The 16475-nt window shown below is 69.9% G+C and carries 17 protein-coding genes; 9 read left to right on the top strand and 8 right to left on the bottom strand.

Annotation, left to right across the window (positions count from 1 at the left end):
• Positions 1-45: 45 nt before the first annotated feature.
• The 3 genes from LKD76_RS17600 to LKD76_RS17610 all read right to left on the bottom strand — a co-directional run bounded on the left by LKD76_RS17600 (position 46) and on the right by LKD76_RS17610 (position 2517).
• Positions 46-528, bottom strand: a complete 483-nt coding sequence (locus tag LKD76_RS17600; protein WP_227982418.1) for an FxsA family protein — start codon at positions 526-528, stop codon at positions 46-48.
• 85 nt (positions 529-613) lie between these two features.
• Entirely contained in the window at positions 614-1273 is a 660-nt protein-coding gene (locus tag LKD76_RS17605; RefSeq protein ID WP_227982419.1) for a response regulator, read from the bottom strand.
• Positions 1274-1314: 41 nt separating this feature from the next.
• Entirely contained in the window at positions 1315-2517 is a 1203-nt protein-coding gene (locus LKD76_RS17610) for a sensor histidine kinase (RefSeq protein WP_227982420.1), read from the bottom strand.
• Between the two features lie 101 nt (positions 2518-2618).
• On the opposite strand from LKD76_RS17610, the gene LKD76_RS17615 reads away from it, so the two are divergent.
• The gene (locus LKD76_RS17615; protein WP_227985284.1) at positions 2619-3386 is read left to right on the top strand and encodes a TSUP family transporter; all 768 of its coding nucleotides are present in this window, start codon (positions 2619-2621) and stop codon (positions 3384-3386) included.
• A 7-nt stretch (positions 3387-3393) separates the two neighbouring features.
• Here the strand turns inward: LKD76_RS17615 and LKD76_RS17620 are convergent, their stop codons facing one another.
• On the bottom strand, positions 3394-4047 hold the full coding sequence (locus LKD76_RS17620) for a TetR/AcrR family transcriptional regulator (protein WP_227982421.1): 654 nt from the start codon (positions 4045-4047) through the stop codon (positions 3394-3396).
• A gap of 206 nt (positions 4048-4253) precedes the next feature.
• On the opposite strand from LKD76_RS17620, the gene LKD76_RS17625 reads away from it, so the two are divergent.
• Positions 4254-5777: a TldD/PmbA family protein gene (locus LKD76_RS17625; protein ID WP_227982422.1), complete on the top strand. Its 1524-nt coding sequence runs from the start codon at positions 4254-4256 to the stop codon at positions 5775-5777.
• A gap of 82 nt (positions 5778-5859) precedes the next feature.
• Entirely contained in the window at positions 5860-7248 is a 1389-nt protein-coding gene (locus LKD76_RS17630) for a metallopeptidase TldD-related protein (RefSeq protein ID WP_227985285.1), read from the top strand.
• 4 nt (positions 7249-7252) lie between these two features.
• On the opposite strand, the gene LKD76_RS17635 is transcribed toward LKD76_RS17630, so the two are convergent.
• A complete protein-coding gene (locus tag LKD76_RS17635; protein ID WP_227982423.1) occupies positions 7253-7753 on the bottom strand; it encodes a nitroreductase/quinone reductase family protein in 501 nt (166 codons plus the stop codon).
• A 99-nt stretch (positions 7754-7852) separates the two neighbouring features.
• Between LKD76_RS17635 and LKD76_RS17640 the strand changes: the two genes are divergently transcribed.
• On the top strand, positions 7853-8485 hold the full coding sequence (locus LKD76_RS17640) for a TetR/AcrR family transcriptional regulator (protein WP_227982424.1): 633 nt from the start codon (positions 7853-7855) through the stop codon (positions 8483-8485).
• Positions 8486-8490: 5 nt separating this feature from the next.
• Here LKD76_RS17640 and LKD76_RS17645 read toward each other — a convergent pair whose 3' ends face one another.
• Positions 8491-8757 carry a helix-turn-helix domain-containing protein gene (locus LKD76_RS17645; RefSeq protein ID WP_227982425.1) on the bottom strand — a complete coding sequence of 89 codons (267 nt, stop codon included), beginning with the start codon at positions 8755-8757 and terminating at the stop codon, positions 8491-8493.
• Between the two features lie 76 nt (positions 8758-8833).
• Between LKD76_RS17645 and map the strand changes: the two genes are divergently transcribed.
• On the top strand, positions 8834-9601 hold the full coding sequence (map, locus tag LKD76_RS17650) for a type I methionyl aminopeptidase (RefSeq protein ID WP_227982426.1): 768 nt from the start codon (positions 8834-8836) through the stop codon (positions 9599-9601).
• Positions 9602-9659: 58 nt separating this feature from the next.
• Positions 9660-10046, top strand: a complete 387-nt coding sequence (locus tag LKD76_RS17655; protein WP_227982427.1) for a PPOX class F420-dependent oxidoreductase — start codon at positions 9660-9662, stop codon at positions 10044-10046.
• A 6-nt stretch (positions 10047-10052) separates the two neighbouring features.
• Here the strand turns inward: LKD76_RS17655 and LKD76_RS17660 are convergent, their stop codons facing one another.
• Both LKD76_RS17660 and cobN read right to left on the bottom strand, forming a co-directional pair.
• On the bottom strand, positions 10053-10430 hold the full coding sequence (locus LKD76_RS17660; protein WP_227982428.1) for a PPOX class F420-dependent oxidoreductase: 378 nt from the start codon (positions 10428-10430) through the stop codon (positions 10053-10055).
• Positions 10431-10518: 88 nt separating this feature from the next.
• Positions 10519-14151: a cobaltochelatase subunit CobN gene (gene cobN / locus LKD76_RS17665; RefSeq protein WP_227982429.1), complete on the bottom strand. Its 3633-nt coding sequence runs from the start codon at positions 14149-14151 to the stop codon at positions 10519-10521.
• Positions 14152-14524: 373 nt separating this feature from the next.
• Here cobN and LKD76_RS17670 point away from each other — a divergent pair, with 373 nt between their 5' ends.
• The 3 genes from LKD76_RS17670 (at position 14525) to cobG (ending at position 16432) form a co-directional block, all read left to right on the top strand.
• A complete protein-coding gene (locus tag LKD76_RS17670) occupies positions 14525-14752 on the top strand; it encodes a hypothetical protein (protein ID WP_227982430.1) in 228 nt (75 codons plus the stop codon).
• Between the two features lie 5 nt (positions 14753-14757).
• Complete coding sequence (locus LKD76_RS17675; protein ID WP_227982431.1) at positions 14758-15078, top strand: hypothetical protein; 321 nt, start codon at positions 14758-14760, stop codon at positions 15076-15078.
• A 160-nt stretch (positions 15079-15238) separates the two neighbouring features.
• On the top strand, positions 15239-16432 hold the full coding sequence (gene cobG / locus LKD76_RS17680; protein ID WP_372465839.1) for a precorrin-3B synthase: 1194 nt from the start codon (positions 15239-15241) through the stop codon (positions 16430-16432).
• The last annotated feature ends 43 nt before the right edge of the window (positions 16433-16475 follow it).

Here is a 16475-nt window from a genome sequence, read left to right on the forward strand (position 1 = left end):
CCGCACGCGGTCGCGGGCGCGGATCCCGCCTCCGGGCCGGATCGGTCAGTGCGGGTCGATCATCCGCCGCGTCGTGCCCTGGCCGTCGTCGTAGTACTGCTCGACCACCACACCGTCGACGACCTCGCCGGACGGATCGACCACGACACCGCGATATCCGGCCGCCATGGTCAGCCGGTCGATACGGCGCAGCGCGGCGGCCGATACCAGCGGCCGCAGCAGCGCGCGGGTGGGCAGCAGCAGAAGCAGGCCGAAGACGGAGGTGACCAGACCGGGCACGAACATCAGTACCGCGCCCGCGCCGACGAGCGCCCCGTCGGCCACCGCGGTACCCGCACCGATCTCACCGCGCCGCGCGCGCCGGAACTGCTGGAAGACACGGCGTCCCTGGGAACGCACCAGGATCAGCCCCAGCGCGGATCCGGCGATCAGCAACAGGATGGTCGGTACGGCACCGATCAGGTGACCGACCACGACCAGCGCCGCGATCTCGACGACGAGATAGAGGGCGAACAAGAGGGCGGGCATCGGTGATCCTTTCCACGATCTACCCTGCCCAACGCGCGACGGCCCGGATTTTCTCCCGATCCGGACATTTTCCTCGCCCCGCCGGTCAGGTGCCCGGGGTGACCAATCCGGTCTCGTAGGCGAGTACGACCGCCTGCACCCGGTCGCGCAGCCCGAGTTTGGTCAGCACCCGGCCCACATGGGTCTTCACGGTGGCCTCCGACAGGTACAGTTGCGCGGCGATCTCGGCATTGGACCGGCCGGCCGCGATCTGTTCGAGCACCTCGCGTTCGCGCGCGGTGAGCACATCCAGCACCGAAGGGTCGCGCGCCCGCGTGGGATCGGCGGCGATCAACCTGTTCAGCAGCCGTTTGGTGACCTTCGGCGACACCACGGCATCCCCCGCGGCGACACTGCGGATCGCGGAGATCAGATCCTCCGGCGGGGTGTCCTTGAGCAGGAATCCGCTCGCTCCCGCGCGTAACGCGCCCAGTGCGTGCTCGTCCAGGTCGAAGGTGGTCATCACCAGAACCCGGCTGCCACATCCGGATTCGAGGATCTGCGCGGTCGCGGTCACACCGTCGACGATGGGCATGCGCACATCCATCAGCACCACATCGGGGGTGAGTTCATCGGCCAGGCGCACCGCGGTGGCGCCGTTGTCCGCTTCGGCCACGACCTCCACATCCGGATGCGCACCCAGCACCATCTTGAGTCCGGCACGCATCAGTTCCTGGTCGTCGACGACGAGTACGGTGATCGGCACGGCTCCAATCTATCGGCCGACCGGCGCGCGACGCCGGGCGGTCAATCGGGCAGCTCGCGCTGCAGCGGGATGCTCGCGCACACCCGCCAGCCGCCTTCCGGACGCCGTCCCACCTCGAGTGTGCCGCCCAGCACCGCGATCCGCTCCCGCATCCCTACCAGGCCGAGCCCGCTACCGGCGATCCCGTTGCGCGCCGCCACGTCGGTGGTCGCGGCCGCCGGGGCCGCGGCGCCGGCGCCGTGCCCGCGATCGAGCACCTCGACCAGAACATCGGCGTCGCGCCGGCGTACCCGCACCCAGGCCTGCGGATCGGGCCCGGCGTGGCGGAAGGTGTTGGTCAGCGACTCCTGGACGATGCGATGGACGCCGAGACTGACCTCCGGAGCCACCTCGTCGAGCTCGCCGGTCAGTTCCAGTTCTACGGACAGTCCCGCGCTGCGCATCATCTCGACCACCTTCGCCAACCCCGCGGTGCCGTGCTGTGGCAGCTGTTCGGGGGCGTGTTCGGTGCGCAGCAGTTCCACGGTGCGCCGCAGTTCACGCAGCGCCTCCCGCCCGGTCGCGGCGATGGTGCCCAGGGCCTGCTCGGTGACCGCGGGATCGTCGCGCAGCGCGTATTTGGCGCCGTCGGCCTGCACGATGATCACGCTGACCGCGTGCGCCACCACATCGTGCAATTCCCGTGCGATGCGGGTGCGTTCGGTCGCGACCGCGTCGTGGGCACTGCGCTGGCGGTCGTAGTCGGCCACCGCCAGCCGGGCCGCGACCTCGGCGTCGTAGGCGTGCCGGGCGCCGAGGAATTCCGCGAGCGTCCAGCACAGCGCGTAGTACATGATCAGGAATCCGGTGACGACGAGGATCGACTGGCCGACCACGGCGAGCGAGAAGGCCCCGTCCACGGCCAGCCCGATCAGATACGCCACACCGTCGCGACGACCGACGTAGGCCACCAGGGTGTAGAGGGCGACACCGACCGCCAGCAGCGCCGGCGGTTGCAGATCCTCGCCGATGACCATGCTCACCGCGGTGGTGGTGATCGACAACACCAGCAGCGCCACCGCGCTCGCGCGCGGATAGACCCGGCGCCAGATCACCGGTATCGGAATCACCAGCCCGAGGAGCAGGTAGAGGACAGTGTGGTCCTTACCGCCGATGGTCAGCAGATCGAGCAGTACCAGCACGGCCGCGAGCATCGAATCGGCGACCAGGGGTTTGCCGCGAAGCCACAGACTGAATCGGCGCACTCGTTCAGACTATGCGGCGCCGGGGACCGGCCGGCCGCCCGGACGGCACCCGGGACCGCGACGATTTGCCCGAAGTCGTGAACTCTGATTGTGTCGCCGCCGTGGATGTGGCGGACTGGGCGGTACTGCTGCCCGCCGCCGCGGCCGCGGGGTGGGTGGACGCCGTGGTCGGCGGGGGCGGATTGATCATCCTGCCCACCCTGCTGCTGGTGGCGCCGACAGTGCCGCCGCAGACCGCGCTGGGGACCAACAAGCTCGCCGGATTCGCCGGGACCAGCGCCGCCGCGGTGACCTTCGCGCGCCGGGTGCCGCTGCGCTGGCCGCCACTGGTCGCCGGTGCGATCATCGCCGCCGGCGCGGCCGCCGCGGGCTCGGCCGCGGTCGCGCTGATCGATCGGCGGTATTTCATTCCGATCGTCATGGCGGTGCTGATCGGGGTGGCGATCGTGGTGACGGTGCGGCCCTCGGTCGGGGTCACCATGGCGACCCATCCTCCGACGCGCCGCCGCACGATGCTGGTGATCGGGCTGGCCGCGGGTCTCATCGGCGCCTACGACGGTCTGCTCGGCCCGGGGACCGGCACCTTCCTCATCATCACCTTCGCCACCCTGCTGGGCACCGAATTCGTGCGGGCGGCGGCGATGGCGAAGGTGATCAACTGCGGCTCCAACCTCGGCTCACTGATCCTGCTCACCGCGACGGGCCATGTCATCTGGTCGATCGGCCTGGGTATGGCGGCGGCGAATATCGCCGGGGCCGTGGTGGGTTCGCGGATGGCGATCGCGCGGGGCGCGGGCTTCGTCCGCGCCGTCCTGCTGATCGTGGTGGCGGCCATGGTGGTGCGGCTGGGCTGGCAGCAGTTCGGCTGATCGCCGCTCAGCAGCGCGCCTCGGCGGTCAGGTGCCGGCCGGCCGACAACCAGGGCGCGAGCACCCGCGAGGTGGTCTCGCGGATGGTGCGATGCAACCGCTCCCCGTCCTCGATCGCGTGCCGGCCCTGGAACAGTACGGTCAGCGCACCCGATACCGCGCCGACCACCGCACCGACCAGTGCGGCCGCGCCGACCTCGTCGAGTTCCTCGGGAAAGGCGTCCCGCAACTGCCGCGCGATCTCCTGCTGGGCGGCCAGCTGGGCGTGTGCGGCGCGCCCGCTCACCGCGGGCACCGTGCGCGAGACCCGCGCCCGCAACACCGCGATCCGGGCGGCGAGATCGTCACCGAGGTGATCACCGGGATTGTCCCCGGCGGCCCGCAGCGCGCGCAGCAGGACCTCCACGGGACGCTCGTCGGCGCGGCGGCTCGCGATCGCGCTGACCGCGGCGGTCACCCGTTCATCGGGTTCGGGGAACAGCAGTTCCTCTTTACTCTCGAAATAGTTGAAGAATGTTCTGGTACCCACCTCGGCTGTCGCGGCGATATCGGCGACGGTGGTCGCCTCGTAGCCACGGGATTCGAACAGATCGGCGGCAGCCTCGAGGAGGGCGCGGCGGGTGCGTTCCCGCTTGCGGTCACGGAGTGCGGATGGCGGCACGCGGACGGACAGTACGGCATCGGCGGCGAAACCTGTGGCAGGCTGGGCGTTTCGCGCGCGTTTCATCTCGTGCCGACCCGCATGTCGTGCATGTTTGCATCGCATGCAAACATGCACGGCGTGTCGCGATGGCTCCCAGCGGGTTTCGCGAGGCCGCTCACCGAATCTGTTGAACCGGCGGCGGTTCAGCAATTAGCGTAGGCCGGGTGAGCATCGCATCCGCGACCGTGGACGAACAGTTCCGGGCGCTACCGCTGGCCGCACTCTCCGACGCGGCGTTGTCGGGGGCGCGCGCGGCCGGCGCCGATCATGCCGACCTGCGGGTGCATCGGCTGGTGACCCAATCGATCCGGTTGCGGGACGGCCGTGTCGAGTCGATCGACAATGCGGTCGACCTCGGCTTCGCGGTCCGCGTGATCGTCGACGGCACCTGGGGTTTCGCCTCGCACTGCGAATTGACGCCCGAGACGGCCGCGGCCGTGGCCCGGCGCGCGGTCGAGGTGGCGGGCACGCTGCGCGCGCTCAACCGCGAGCGGGTCGAACTCGCCGCCGAACCGGTGTACCGGGACGCGACCTGGTCCTCGCCCTACGACCTCGACCCGTTCGCCGTCCCGACGCCGGAAAAAGTCGCTTTGCTGCAGGACTATTCGCAGCGGCTGGCGGCTGCCGCGGGCGTCGACCACGTCACCGCGTCGGTGCTGCAGGTCAAGGAGCAGACGTACTACGCCGACACCGCCGGCTCCACGATCACCCAGCAGCGGGTGCGGCTGCATCCGCAACTCGAGGCGATCTCCGTCGACGCCGGCACCGGCGGTTTCGAGACGATGCGCACGCTGGCCGCACCGGCCGGGCGCGGCTGGGAGTACGTCACCGGCGCCGACGGAGTATGGGACTGGGACGACGAGCTGGCCCGCATCCCGCAGTGGCTGGCCGAGAAGATCGCGGCGCCGTCGGTGACGCCGGGCCCGTCCGATCTGGTGATCGATCCGAGCAACCTGTGGCTGACCATCCACGAGTCGATCGGGCACGCCACCGAGTACGACCGGGCCATCGGATACGAATCGGCCTACGCCGGAACCTCCTTCGCCACTCCCGACACACTCGGGACGCTCCGGTACGGCGCCGCGATCATGCACGTCACCGGCGACCGCACCCAGGCGCACGGGCTGGCCACCGTGGGCTACGACGACGAAGGGGTGGCCGGGCAGCGCTGGGATCTCGTCCGCGACGGTGTCCTGGTGGGCTACCAGCTCGACCGCGCCTTCGCGCCGCGGCTGGGCGTGGACCGATCCAACGGCTGCTCCTACGCCGATTCGGCCCATCATGTGCCGATCCAGCGGATGGCCAACGTCTCGCTGCAGCCCGACCCCGAGACCGATACCAGCACCGCCGATCTCATCTCGCGGGTCGAGGACGGCATCTACATCGTCGGCGATCGGTCGTGGTCGATCGATATGCAGCGCTACAACTTCCAGTTCACCGGGCAGCGGTTCTTCCGGATTCGCAACGGGCAGCTCGACGGACAGCTCCGCGATGTCGCCTATCAGGCCACCACCACCGATTTCTGGGGGTCGATGGAGGCGGTCGGCGGCCGGTCGACCTGGGTGCTCGGCGGCGCGTTCAACTGCGGTAAGGCTCAGCCCGGTCAGATCGCCGCGGTCTCGCACGGATGCCCGTCGGTGCTGGTGCGCGGCGTCAACGTTCTCAATACACGACAGGAGGCGGGGTGAGTCACACTCGCGCGGCCACCCATTCGCCCGATCGGGTGAGTTTCTTGTTCGTATCGACAGCACAGGAGGCCGGCCGGTGACGATGATGCACGGCGGCGAGGTCGTCGAACGGGCGCTGGCCACCGCTCGCGCGGACGAGACGATCGTCATCGTCACCGATGCGTCCGAGGCCTCGCTGCGTTGGGCCGGCAATTCCATGACGACCAACGGCGCATCGGTGTCGCGGGCGTGGTCGGTGGTGTCGATTGTGCGGGACGGGCCGGGTTCGGCCCGGGTCGGCAGTGTCGGATCCACCAGCGTGGATCCGGCGGAGATCGAGTCCGTGGTGCGCGCCGCCGAAGAGGCCGCGCGTACGGCCGAACCGGCCACCGACGCGATGCCGCTCCTGGATCCGGACACCGCCGGATCCGCGGCGGATGCGGCGTGGGCCGCCGCGGTGCCCGAGACCGGGATCGAGGTGTTCACCGGGATCGCCGGTGACCTCGCGACCGGCTTCGCCGGCGCCGACCGGCTCTACGGCTTCGCCCACCACCAGCTGGACACCACCTGGCTGGGCACCTCCACCGGGATTCGCCGCCGCTGGACCGAGCCCACCGGCTCGATCGAGATCAACGGCAAACGCGGCGGGAACGGCGACGCGGCCAGTGCCTGGGTCGGCGCGCCGACCGCCGATTTCGCCGATATCGGCGTCTCCGCGCTGCTGTCGGAGCTGGGACGCCGGCTCGATTGGTGCGCGCGCCGGATCGAATTGCCGGCCGGTCGCTATCCGACCCTGCTGCCGCCCTCGGCAGTCGCCGACCTGCTGATTCCGATGCTGTGGTCGATGGACGGGCGCGGCGCGCAGGAGGGGCATACCGCCTTCGCCCGCGCCGGCGGCACCCGAATCGGCGAGCGGCTCACCGACATCGCGCTGACGATGTATTCCGATCCGCGCGCCGCGGGCCTGGAGTACCGGCCGTTCGTCGCTACCGCGGCGTCGTCGGAGACGACGTCGGTCTTCGACAACGGCCTGGCCGCCGATCGCGTCGACTGGCTGCGGGCCGGGGTGATCGAAGCGCTCACCTATCCGCGCGCGGCCGCTGCCGAGTTCGACGCGCCGGTCACCGTGGCGGGCCGCAATCTGCTGCTGACCGGCGGGACGGACACCACACTCGAGCAGATGATCGCCGGCACCGAACGCGGCCTGCTGCTGACCTGCCTGTGGTACATCCGCGAAGTCGATCCGGCGACCCTGCTGCAGACCGGTCTGACCCGTGACGGCGTGTACCTGGTGCAGGACGGGGCGGTGACCGCCGCGGTCAACAACTTCCGCTTCAACGAGAGTCCGCTGGATCTGCTGCGCCGCACCACCGAGGTCGGCGCCACCGAGATCACTTTGCCGCGCGAGTGGAAGGACTGGTTCACTCGTACGGCCATGCCGCCCATGCGGATTCCCGACTTCCACATGTCGTCGGTGAGCCAGGCCACCTGAGCGGTCAGGGGAGCGAGCGCGGGCGCAGCCGCACCACCACCGTGCCGCGCGCGAGTGCCGCGCGCAGTTGCGCGCGGTTCACCTCGCCGTCGGGGTCCAGGGAGATCCCGGCGAAGCGGCCGTGCGTGGGATTCCGGCTGAGGATGACGCGGTAGGGCTCGGTGATCTCGTGTTCGTCCGAGACCACCTCCCAGTCGGCCAGCCGGTCGCGACCGTGCCAGGTGATGCGCACCGGTTCCCCGGATCGTAGGTTGCGCCGCCAGCCGGCGGCGGTGCCGACCAGCAGGACGCCGCCCGATTCGGCATATCCGACCGGATTCGCGTATACGCGACCGGATTTCCGCCCGACCACCGTGATGATCAGCAGTTTGTCGCCGAGCAGGCGGTGCAGCGGCGATCGCAGCAGGGTGCGCAGGATGGCATCGACCGCCGGTTGCAGACGCAGTCGCCGGCGGCCGGACGGGGCGGCGGGCGCTGCGGATTCGGGTGTGCTGGATACGGACATGAGCGAATCTCCTCGTCCCTATTTTTCGAGTATATACTCAGAAAATAGAACGGGATGCGGCATACTGCAAGAGCCGGAGCCGATGAGAAGGGAGAGCCGGTGACCGCCGAACGGACCGCGCGTACCCGCGGACGACCCCGCAGGGGCGTCCGCGAGGCCGTGATCGCCGCGGCCCAGGAGGTTCTCACGAACTCGGGCGGGGCACGACTGACCACCAAGGAGGTCGCCACTCGCGCCGGCGTGGCCGAATCCAGCATCTTCTACCACTTCGGCGATCGAACAGGCCTGCTACAGGCGGTGATTCACCACCATCTGCGACCGCTGAAGGATATGCTCGCCGACCACTCCGGCACCGCCGAGGCGAACGAACCGGACGATCTGCGCACCGATCTCGTACGCCTGCTCACCGTGCTGGAGAACTTCTTCCACGCCGCGTTACCGGTGCTCGCGGCCATCGAGTCCGATCCCGATCTGCGGGCGGCCTATTCCGCGCGCAGCCGCGATCTCGATCTGGGCCCGCACCGCGCGGTCGACGCGGTCATCGCCCATCTGTCGGCGCGGCACACGATCGTCGCGCAACCCCGGACGGCCGCGCTGCTCATCGTGGGGGCGGCACACCAGCGCGCCCTGCAACACCGGATGAGCCCGGCCGAAGCGCAGGCGGCCCTGCCCTCCCCCGAGGCGATCGCCGACGCGGCCCTACCGCTGTTCCTGCCCGCGACGGCGCCCTGAGACCTTCACGCGGACGCGCTCAGACCGCTGTCGGACTGCCAGACCTCGGCCAGCTCCTGCAGCGGAACACCGAGGGCGATACCGAGCCCGACCACCGTGCCGAACGCCGGACTGGGCAGCCGGCCGGACTCGATCTTGCGCAGCGTCTCCGGCGAGATACCGGCGGCCCGCGCGATGGCGACCGGATCCCGATCACCCCGCACCGCGCGCAGATGCGCTCCCAGGCGACGACCGGCATCGACCTGTGCCGCGGTCAGCGGAAGACGAACCATGCGCTCCAGCATAGAGTTGGTATTTAAATACCGCCACCGCTACAGTCGGTATACAAATACCGAGCAGGGAGGTGTCGTGGTCGAATTGAAGACCCCCGCCGAGATCGAGCGGATGCGAATCGCCGGGCAGTTCGTAGCCCAGGTACTCGCCGAGGTGCGGGAGCGGGCCGTGGTCGGCGTGAATCTGCTCGACCTCGAACAGCACGTTCGCCGCCGAATTCACGAACGCGGCGCGGTGTCGTGCTACTGGGATTACTCGCCGTCGTTCGGCCGTGGGCCGTTCCGCAATACCGTCTGCCTATCGGTCAACGACGCCGTCCTGCACGGACTGCCCTTCGACTACGTCCTGCGCGACGGTGACGTGCTGACCATCGACCTGGCGGTATCGGTCGACGGGTGGGTCGCCGACGCCGCGGTTACGACGATCGTCGGCACCGCCGATCCCGAAGATGCCCGACTGGTCGGCGCCACCGAGGAAGCCTTGGCGGCGGCGGTGGCCGCCGCGCGCCCGGGTGGACGGCTCGGCGATATCTCGGCGGCGATCGCGGCAGTGGCCCGCCGTCACGGTTATCCGGTCAACACCGAATTCGGCGGGCACGGCCTGGGCCGGACCATGCACGAGGATCCGCACGTCCCCAACAGCGGGCGCGCCGGACGCGGTATGCGGCTGATCCCGGGCCTGACCATCGCGATCGAGCCGTGGTTCGCGCGCACCACCGACCGCATCTTCACCGATCCCGACGGCTGGACGATCCGGTCCGCCGACGGCTCCCGGACCGCCCATTCCGAGCACACCGTCGCCATCACCGACGACGGCCCCGAAATCCTCACGCGGGCCGCGTGATCGGCGAGCGCGGCCGCGGCACCACTCGGTCCCCGGCCACCGGATAGGCTGGCTCGCTGTGGACAATCCTTTCGGGCAGGCCGGCACCGCGAGCTACGTACTGCTGACGACCTTCCGCGCCGACGGCAGCGCGGTCGCGACCCCGGTGTGGGCCGCGCTGGACGACTCCCGGCTGTATGTCTGGACCGAGACCAACAGCTGGAAGGTCAAGCGGCTGCGCCGCAATCCGGAACTCACCGTGCAGCCGTGCAGCGTGTCGGGCAAACCACGTGGCGAGATCGTCCGGGGCACCGGCGAGGTGCTCGACGAATCGGGCAGCGACCGGGTCCGGACGTTGATCAAGCGCAAATACTCGATCATGGGCTGGCTGACCGTCACCGGCAGTGTGCTGCGGCGCGGCCGCGAGGGCACCATCGGCATCGAAATCACCGCCGCCGCCGACTGATCCGGTCTAGGCGGCCGTGATCGCCAGACCGACCGAGGCGTTCTTCCCGCGAATCAGTGTGTGCCCGCGAATGAGCACGGTACCGATCAGTCCGTATTTACCCGCGATCAGATCGCGGACATGCTCGGTACCCGCGGTGTCGAGGATACGGGCCGTCGCGGCGCTGGCCTCCGATCCGGTGGGGCGGCCGCGACTGTCGCAGGCCCGCAGGGTCACCGCGGCGTTGCGGCGCAGGCGTTTGACCTTTCCGGTCTTCGGATTGGTCCACACCACCAGCTCATCGCCGTCGGGGGCCACCCAGACCGGGGTGCCGACCGGAGTGCCGTCCTTCTTGTAGGTCGTGAGCAGCACGTACTTCTGCTGTGCGAGATCGTTCCAGGTCATGTACCCACGGTAGAGGCGAGTGCGGGTGCGCACATCCGTCCGGCGACGCACCCGCCACTGCGACCGCCGACGTAGCGGCGGGCCCGGTCTACTCCAGCTCGCCCTCGGTCTCCAGATAGATCTGGCGCAGCCGGTCCAGCGTCTCGGGCCGCGGAGCCTCCCACAACGTGCGTTCGGCGGCCTCGAGCAACCGCTCGGCGATGCCGTGCAGCGCCCACGGATTCGACTCGGTCATGAACTTGCGGTTCACCTCGTCGAAAACGTAGCTCTCGGACAGCTTTTCGTACATCCAGTCGGCAACCACATTGGTGGTGGCGTCGTAACCGAACAGGTAGTCGACCGTGGCCGCCATCTCGAACGCGCCCTTGTAGCCGTGCCGGCGCATCGCCTCGAGCCAGCGCGGATTGACCACCCGCGATCGGAACACCCGGGTGGTCTCCTCCGACAGCGTGCGGGTGCGCACCGCGTCGGGACGAGTGCTGTCGCCGATATAGGCTTCCGGATTCGTGCCGGTCAGCGCCCGGACCGCGGCGACCATACCGCCGTGGTACTGGAAGTAGTCGTCAGAATCGGCGATGTCGTGCTCGCGGGTGTCGGTGTTCTTCGCCGCGACCGCGATCCGACGGTAGGCGGCACGCATATCGTCGGCGGCGGGGGCGCCGTCCAGATCCCGGCCGTAGGCGTACCCGCCCCACGCGGTGTACACCTGGGCCAGATCGTCGTCGGTGCGCCAGCTCTTGGAGTCGATCAGCTGTAGCAGTCCGGCGCCGTAGGTGCCGGGCTTGGACCCGAAGATGCGAGTGGTGGCCCGCCGCCGGTCACCGTGGTCGGCGAGATCCGCATCGGTGTGCGCGCGAACGTAATTCGACTCCGCGGGCTCGTCCAGCTCGGCCACGAGGCGTACCGCGTCGTCGAGCAGCGCGAGCACGTGCGGGAACGCGTCGCGGAAGAAGCCGGAGATGCGCACCGTGACATCGATGCGCGGGCGGCCCAGCTCGGCCGGGTCGATCACTTCCAGGCGGGTGACGCGACGGCTGGCCTCGTCCCAGACCGGGCGTACGCCCAGCAGTGCGAACACCTCGGCGATATCGTCACCGGAGGTACGCATGGCCGAGGTGCCCCAGACCGACAGCCCCACCGATCGCGGGTACTCACCGTGATCGGCGCGATAGCGTTCGAGCAAGGAATCCGCCATGGCCTGACCGGTTTCCCAGGCCAGCCGCGACGGTACCGCCTTCGGGTCCACCGAGTAGAAGTTGCGTCCGGTCGGCAGCACATTGATCAACCCACGCAGGGGTGAGCCACTCGGCCCCGCCGGAATGAAACCACCATCGAGCGCGTGCAGGATCCGCGCGATCTCGACCCCGGTCTGCCGCAGTCGCGGCACGACCTCGGTGGCGGCGAAACGCAGTACCGCCGCGAGCGTGTCCGGGCGCGATACCTCCGGTTCGTGCCGGGCCACCAGCTCCTCGACCACCTCGGGCGACCAGTCCGCCGCCTGCAGCGCCGCGAGCACGCGCCGGGCTCGCTCCTCGACCGCGTCGACACGCTCGCGGGACTCGTCCCCGGATTCGTCGAGGCCCAGTGCCTCGCGCAGCCCCGGCACCGCGACCTCGCCGCCCCACAGCTGGCGGGCACGCAACATGGCCAGCACCAGGTCGAGCTCGCCCTCACCGACCGGCGCGCTGCCCAGCACATGCAGGCCGTCGCGAATCTGCACGTCCTTGATCTCGCACAGCCAGCCGTCGACATGCAGCAGCATGTCGTCGAAGGATTCCTCGTCGGGCCGTTCGTCCAGACCCAGATCGTGGTCCATCTTCGCGGCCCGCATCAGCGTCCAGATCTGCTGGCGGATCGCGGGCAGTTTGGCCGGATCCAGGGCGGAGATGTTGGCGTGCTCGTCGAGCAGTTGTTCCAGACGGGCGATATCGCCGTAGGTTTCCGCCCGCGCCATCGGCGGAATCAGGTGATCGACCAGGGTGGCGTGCGCCCGGCGCTTGGCCTGCGTGCCCTCGCCGGGATCGTTGACCAGGAACGGATACACCAGCGGCAGGTCACCGAGTGCGGCGTCGGTCCCGCAGGCCGCGGACATGCCCAGTGTCTTGCCGGGCAGCCACTCCAGGTTGCCGTGCTTGCCCAGATGCACCATCGCGTCGGCGCCGAACCCACCCTCCTCGACGGTGGCCGACAACCAGCGGTACACGGCCAGATAGTGGTGGCTGGGTGGCAGATCCGGATCGTGATAGATCGCGACCGGATTCTCCCCGAATCCGCGCGGCGGCTGCACCAGCAGCACGATATTGCCGAAACGCAGTGCGGCGATGACGATCTCGCCGTCGGGGTCGGCGGAGCGGTCGACGAACAACTCCCCCGGTGGCGGCCCCCACGCCTCGACGACGGCCGTGCGCAGTTGCTCCGGCAGGGTGGCGAACCAGGCCGAGTACTGCCGGGCTCCGATGCGAATCGGGTTGCCCTCCAACTGTTCCGCGCTCAACCAGTCCCGATCCTGGCCGCCGGCCGCGATCAGCGCGTGGATGAGCGCATCGCCGTCGCGCTCCTCGAGACCCGGCACATCACCCGGTGCGCCGAGTTCGTATCCGGCCGTGCGCATCTCGGTCAGCAGGCGGATGGCACTGGCCGGGGTGTCGAGTCCGACCGCGTTGCCGATGCGGGCATGTTTGGTCGGATACGCCGACAGCATCAACGCGATCCGGCGCCGCGCGGCCGGCAGATGACGCAATCGCGCGTGGCGCACCGCGATTCCGGCGACCCGCGCCGCCCGCTCCGGGTCCGGCACATAGGCCGACAGCCCGTCGGCATCGAATTCCTTGAACGAGAACGGCACCGTGATGATGCGACCGTCGAATTCCGGCACCGCGACCTGGGTCGCCACATCCAGCGGCGACAGGCCGTCGTCGTTGTCCTCCCACTGCGCTCGACCACTGGTCAGGCACAACCCCTGCAGAATCGGCACATCCAGATCGGCCAGCGCGCCGATATCCCACGCCTCGTCGTCACCACCGGCGGAGGCGGTCGCGGGCTTGGTACCGCCCGCCGCCAGCACCGTCACCACGAGCGCGTCCACGCCGCGCAGTGTCGCCAGCAGTTCGGGTTCGGCGTTGCGCAGCGAGGCGCAGTACAGCGGCAACGGCCGGGCGCCCGCCCGCTCGAGCGCGGCGCACAGGGCCTCCACATAGGCGGTGTTCCCGGCCAGATGCTGCGCGCGGTAGTACAGCACCGCCACCGTCGGCGTGGTGTCCGCCAGACGAGAGTCGTTGTCGGCCACGGTCTCCCGCACCCGCTCGAGCTCACCCCAGGACGGCAGTTGCACCGGCGGTTCGAAGCCGTGACCGGTGAGCAGGACGGTATCGGACAGGAAGTTGTGCAGCTGACGCAGATTGCCGGGCCCGCCCGCGGCCAGGTAGTTGTGCGCGTCGGCGGCGACACCGCCGGGGACCGTGGAGCATTCCATCAGCTCGGCGTCGGGAGCCATCTCACCGCCGAGGGCCACGAGCGCGATCCCACTGGCCCGCAGGGCGTCCAGCCCCTCTTCCCAGGCGCGGCGCCCACCCAGGATCCGCACCACGATCAGCTCGACATCGCGCAGCAGGCCGGGCAGATCCTCGACCAGCAGCCGGGCCGGGTTGGCCAGCCGGTAGTCGGCACCGCTGGCACGCGCGGACAGCAGATCGGTGTCGGAGGTGGACAGCAGCAGGATCACAGTTCTCCTCGGGTGACGCGCCCTATGCGGATTCGGCTGCCCACCCGGAGGGTCTGACTGTCACAGTGGCGCGACCGCACCGGAATTTCACCGGATTCCTCACGTCGGCGGGCATCGGGATGCTATCGCGCCGCACGGGGTCGCCGACGTCCGCCCGGCGGTACCGGTGCCCGCCGATCCGGCGGGCACCGGGTCTCGATGCGGCTTCCGTTGCGCCGCAGTGCGGTCCACCACCGTGGTGACCGGTATTCCCGAATCCTCCGCCCCGGCGTACGCTGTGAATATGCCAAACTCACCGGGATGGGCCAGGCGGAATCGCTTCGCCGCCTGGTCAGGAATCACATGCATGATGATTGCTGTTGCGTTGCTAGCAATGGCTTTGGCGGCTGCGGCCGGCGGACACAACGGCTTGTTGCTCCTCGCGGCCGGCGCCTGTGCGGCGGTGGCGATCTTCGGACTGCTGGTCTTCGAGTCCACGGTGCGCCGTGATCGCGCCGACCGGCACGCCACTCCCCACCTGCTGGACAACACCTACCCCGACAAGACGCTGTGGCAGGCGGTCATGCGGGCACGCGGCGGGAGCGGGCCGGAAGGCCGGTGATCGGCATGTCCGATACCCCCGCCTGGGTCCGGCGTAATCGCCGGGTCGCCTGGACCAGCTACTTCTGCGTCCTGACCGGATTCGCGACCTTGGCGATGGGGCTGACCGCCGCGGGCACCGGCCATACCGGCTGGGCCCTGACAGCCGGGATCATCTGTGCCGTCGCGCTCATCGGCGGTATCACGCTGTTCGGCACCACCGCCCATCACGACCACGTCACCCATCACGCCATCCCCAATCTGCTCTCCGATTCCTGGCCCGGACCGGCCCTGAGCCCGCCCGACCCGCCACGCGATCCCCGGCCCCGGCTGCGACGCGGCCACTGAAGGTCAGCCGCGGCACTGTCCCGCGGCACCGCCGCTGTGCAGTCCGTGCGGCACCGCCGCTGTGCAGTCCGTGCGGCACCGCCGCTGTGCAGTCCGTGCGGCACCGCCGCTGTGGACTCGTCGCGTCCCCGGCGCGCACGGCTCGTAGGCTGGACTGATCATGACTCGTTCCGTCCCCGACTCCTGCCCCGGTGTGCTGCGCCTGCACCGCGCCGCCGACGGTCCGCTGGCCCGGATCCGGCTGCCCGGCGGCGCGCTGACCCCCGATCAGTTGCGGACGCTGGCGGCCGCGGCGAGCGACCTCGGCAACGGCAGCATCGAGCTGACCTCGCGCGGCAATGTGCAACTGCGGCAGATGCACGACGCGACGGCTCTGGCCCAGCGGCTCGAGCAGGCGGATCTGCTGCCCGCCCCCAGCCACGAGCGCGTTCGCAATATCGTCGCCTCCCCGCTGTCGGGGCGGATCGGCGGTGTCGGCGATGTGCGTCCGTTGGCCGCGGATCTCGATGCGGGCCTGCGGGCCGAACCGGCGCTCGCCGATCTGCCCGGGCGCGTGCTGTTCACCCTCGACGACGGTCGCGGCGATATCAGCGGGCTGGGTGGCGATATCGGCGTGCACGCCACCGGCGGCGGGGAGTACGCACTGGTGCTGGCCGGCGCCGACACCGGCGCACGCGTCCGCGTGCACGACGCGGTGTCGACCGTGCTCGCGGCGGCGCACAGTTTCCAGCGCCTGCGCGGTGAGCAGTGGCGGCTACGGGAAGTCGAGGACGGGCCGGCCCGGGTCCTCGCCGAACTCGGGCTCACCCCGGCGACGAAGCCTTTGGAATTCGCTGTCCACCATGATATTCCGATCGGATGGCTGCCGCAGGCCGACGATCGGGTGGCACTGGGCGCGGCGGTCCCGCTCGGCGCGCTGCCCGCGCGCACCGCGGAATTCGTGGCGGCGGTGGAACATCCGATCGTCGTCACGCCGTGGCGCAGCCTGGTGCTCGCCGATCTCGACGAGTGGACCGCCGAACAGGTGGTGCGGGTGCTCGCGCCCATGGGCCTGGTCTTCGACGCCGCATCGCCGTGGCTGCAGGTGTCCGCCTGCGCGGGGCGTCCCGGCTGCGCGAAATCGCTGACCGATGTGCGAGCCGACGCCGGCGCGGCCGTCATATCCGGCCGGGTGCTCGCGGACGGCGAATCGGTGTCCGATTCGAGCGGAATCGATGCCGACGAGGTCGTCGCGGCGGGCCGCCAGCATTGGTCCGGTTGTGAGCGGCGCTGTGGACGGCCGGCAGGCGCGGTCACCGATGTGGTCGCCGAACCGGGCGGCTATCACATCATCGGGCCCGCCACGCGGCGCTGATCGATCCCGTGCCGGCCTCGGCGACCGGCGAGCCGGAATGTGC

This window comes from Nocardia spumae (genome assembly GCF_020733635.1).
Lineage (GTDB): Bacteria > Actinomycetota > Actinomycetes > Mycobacteriales > Mycobacteriaceae > Nocardia > Nocardia spumae.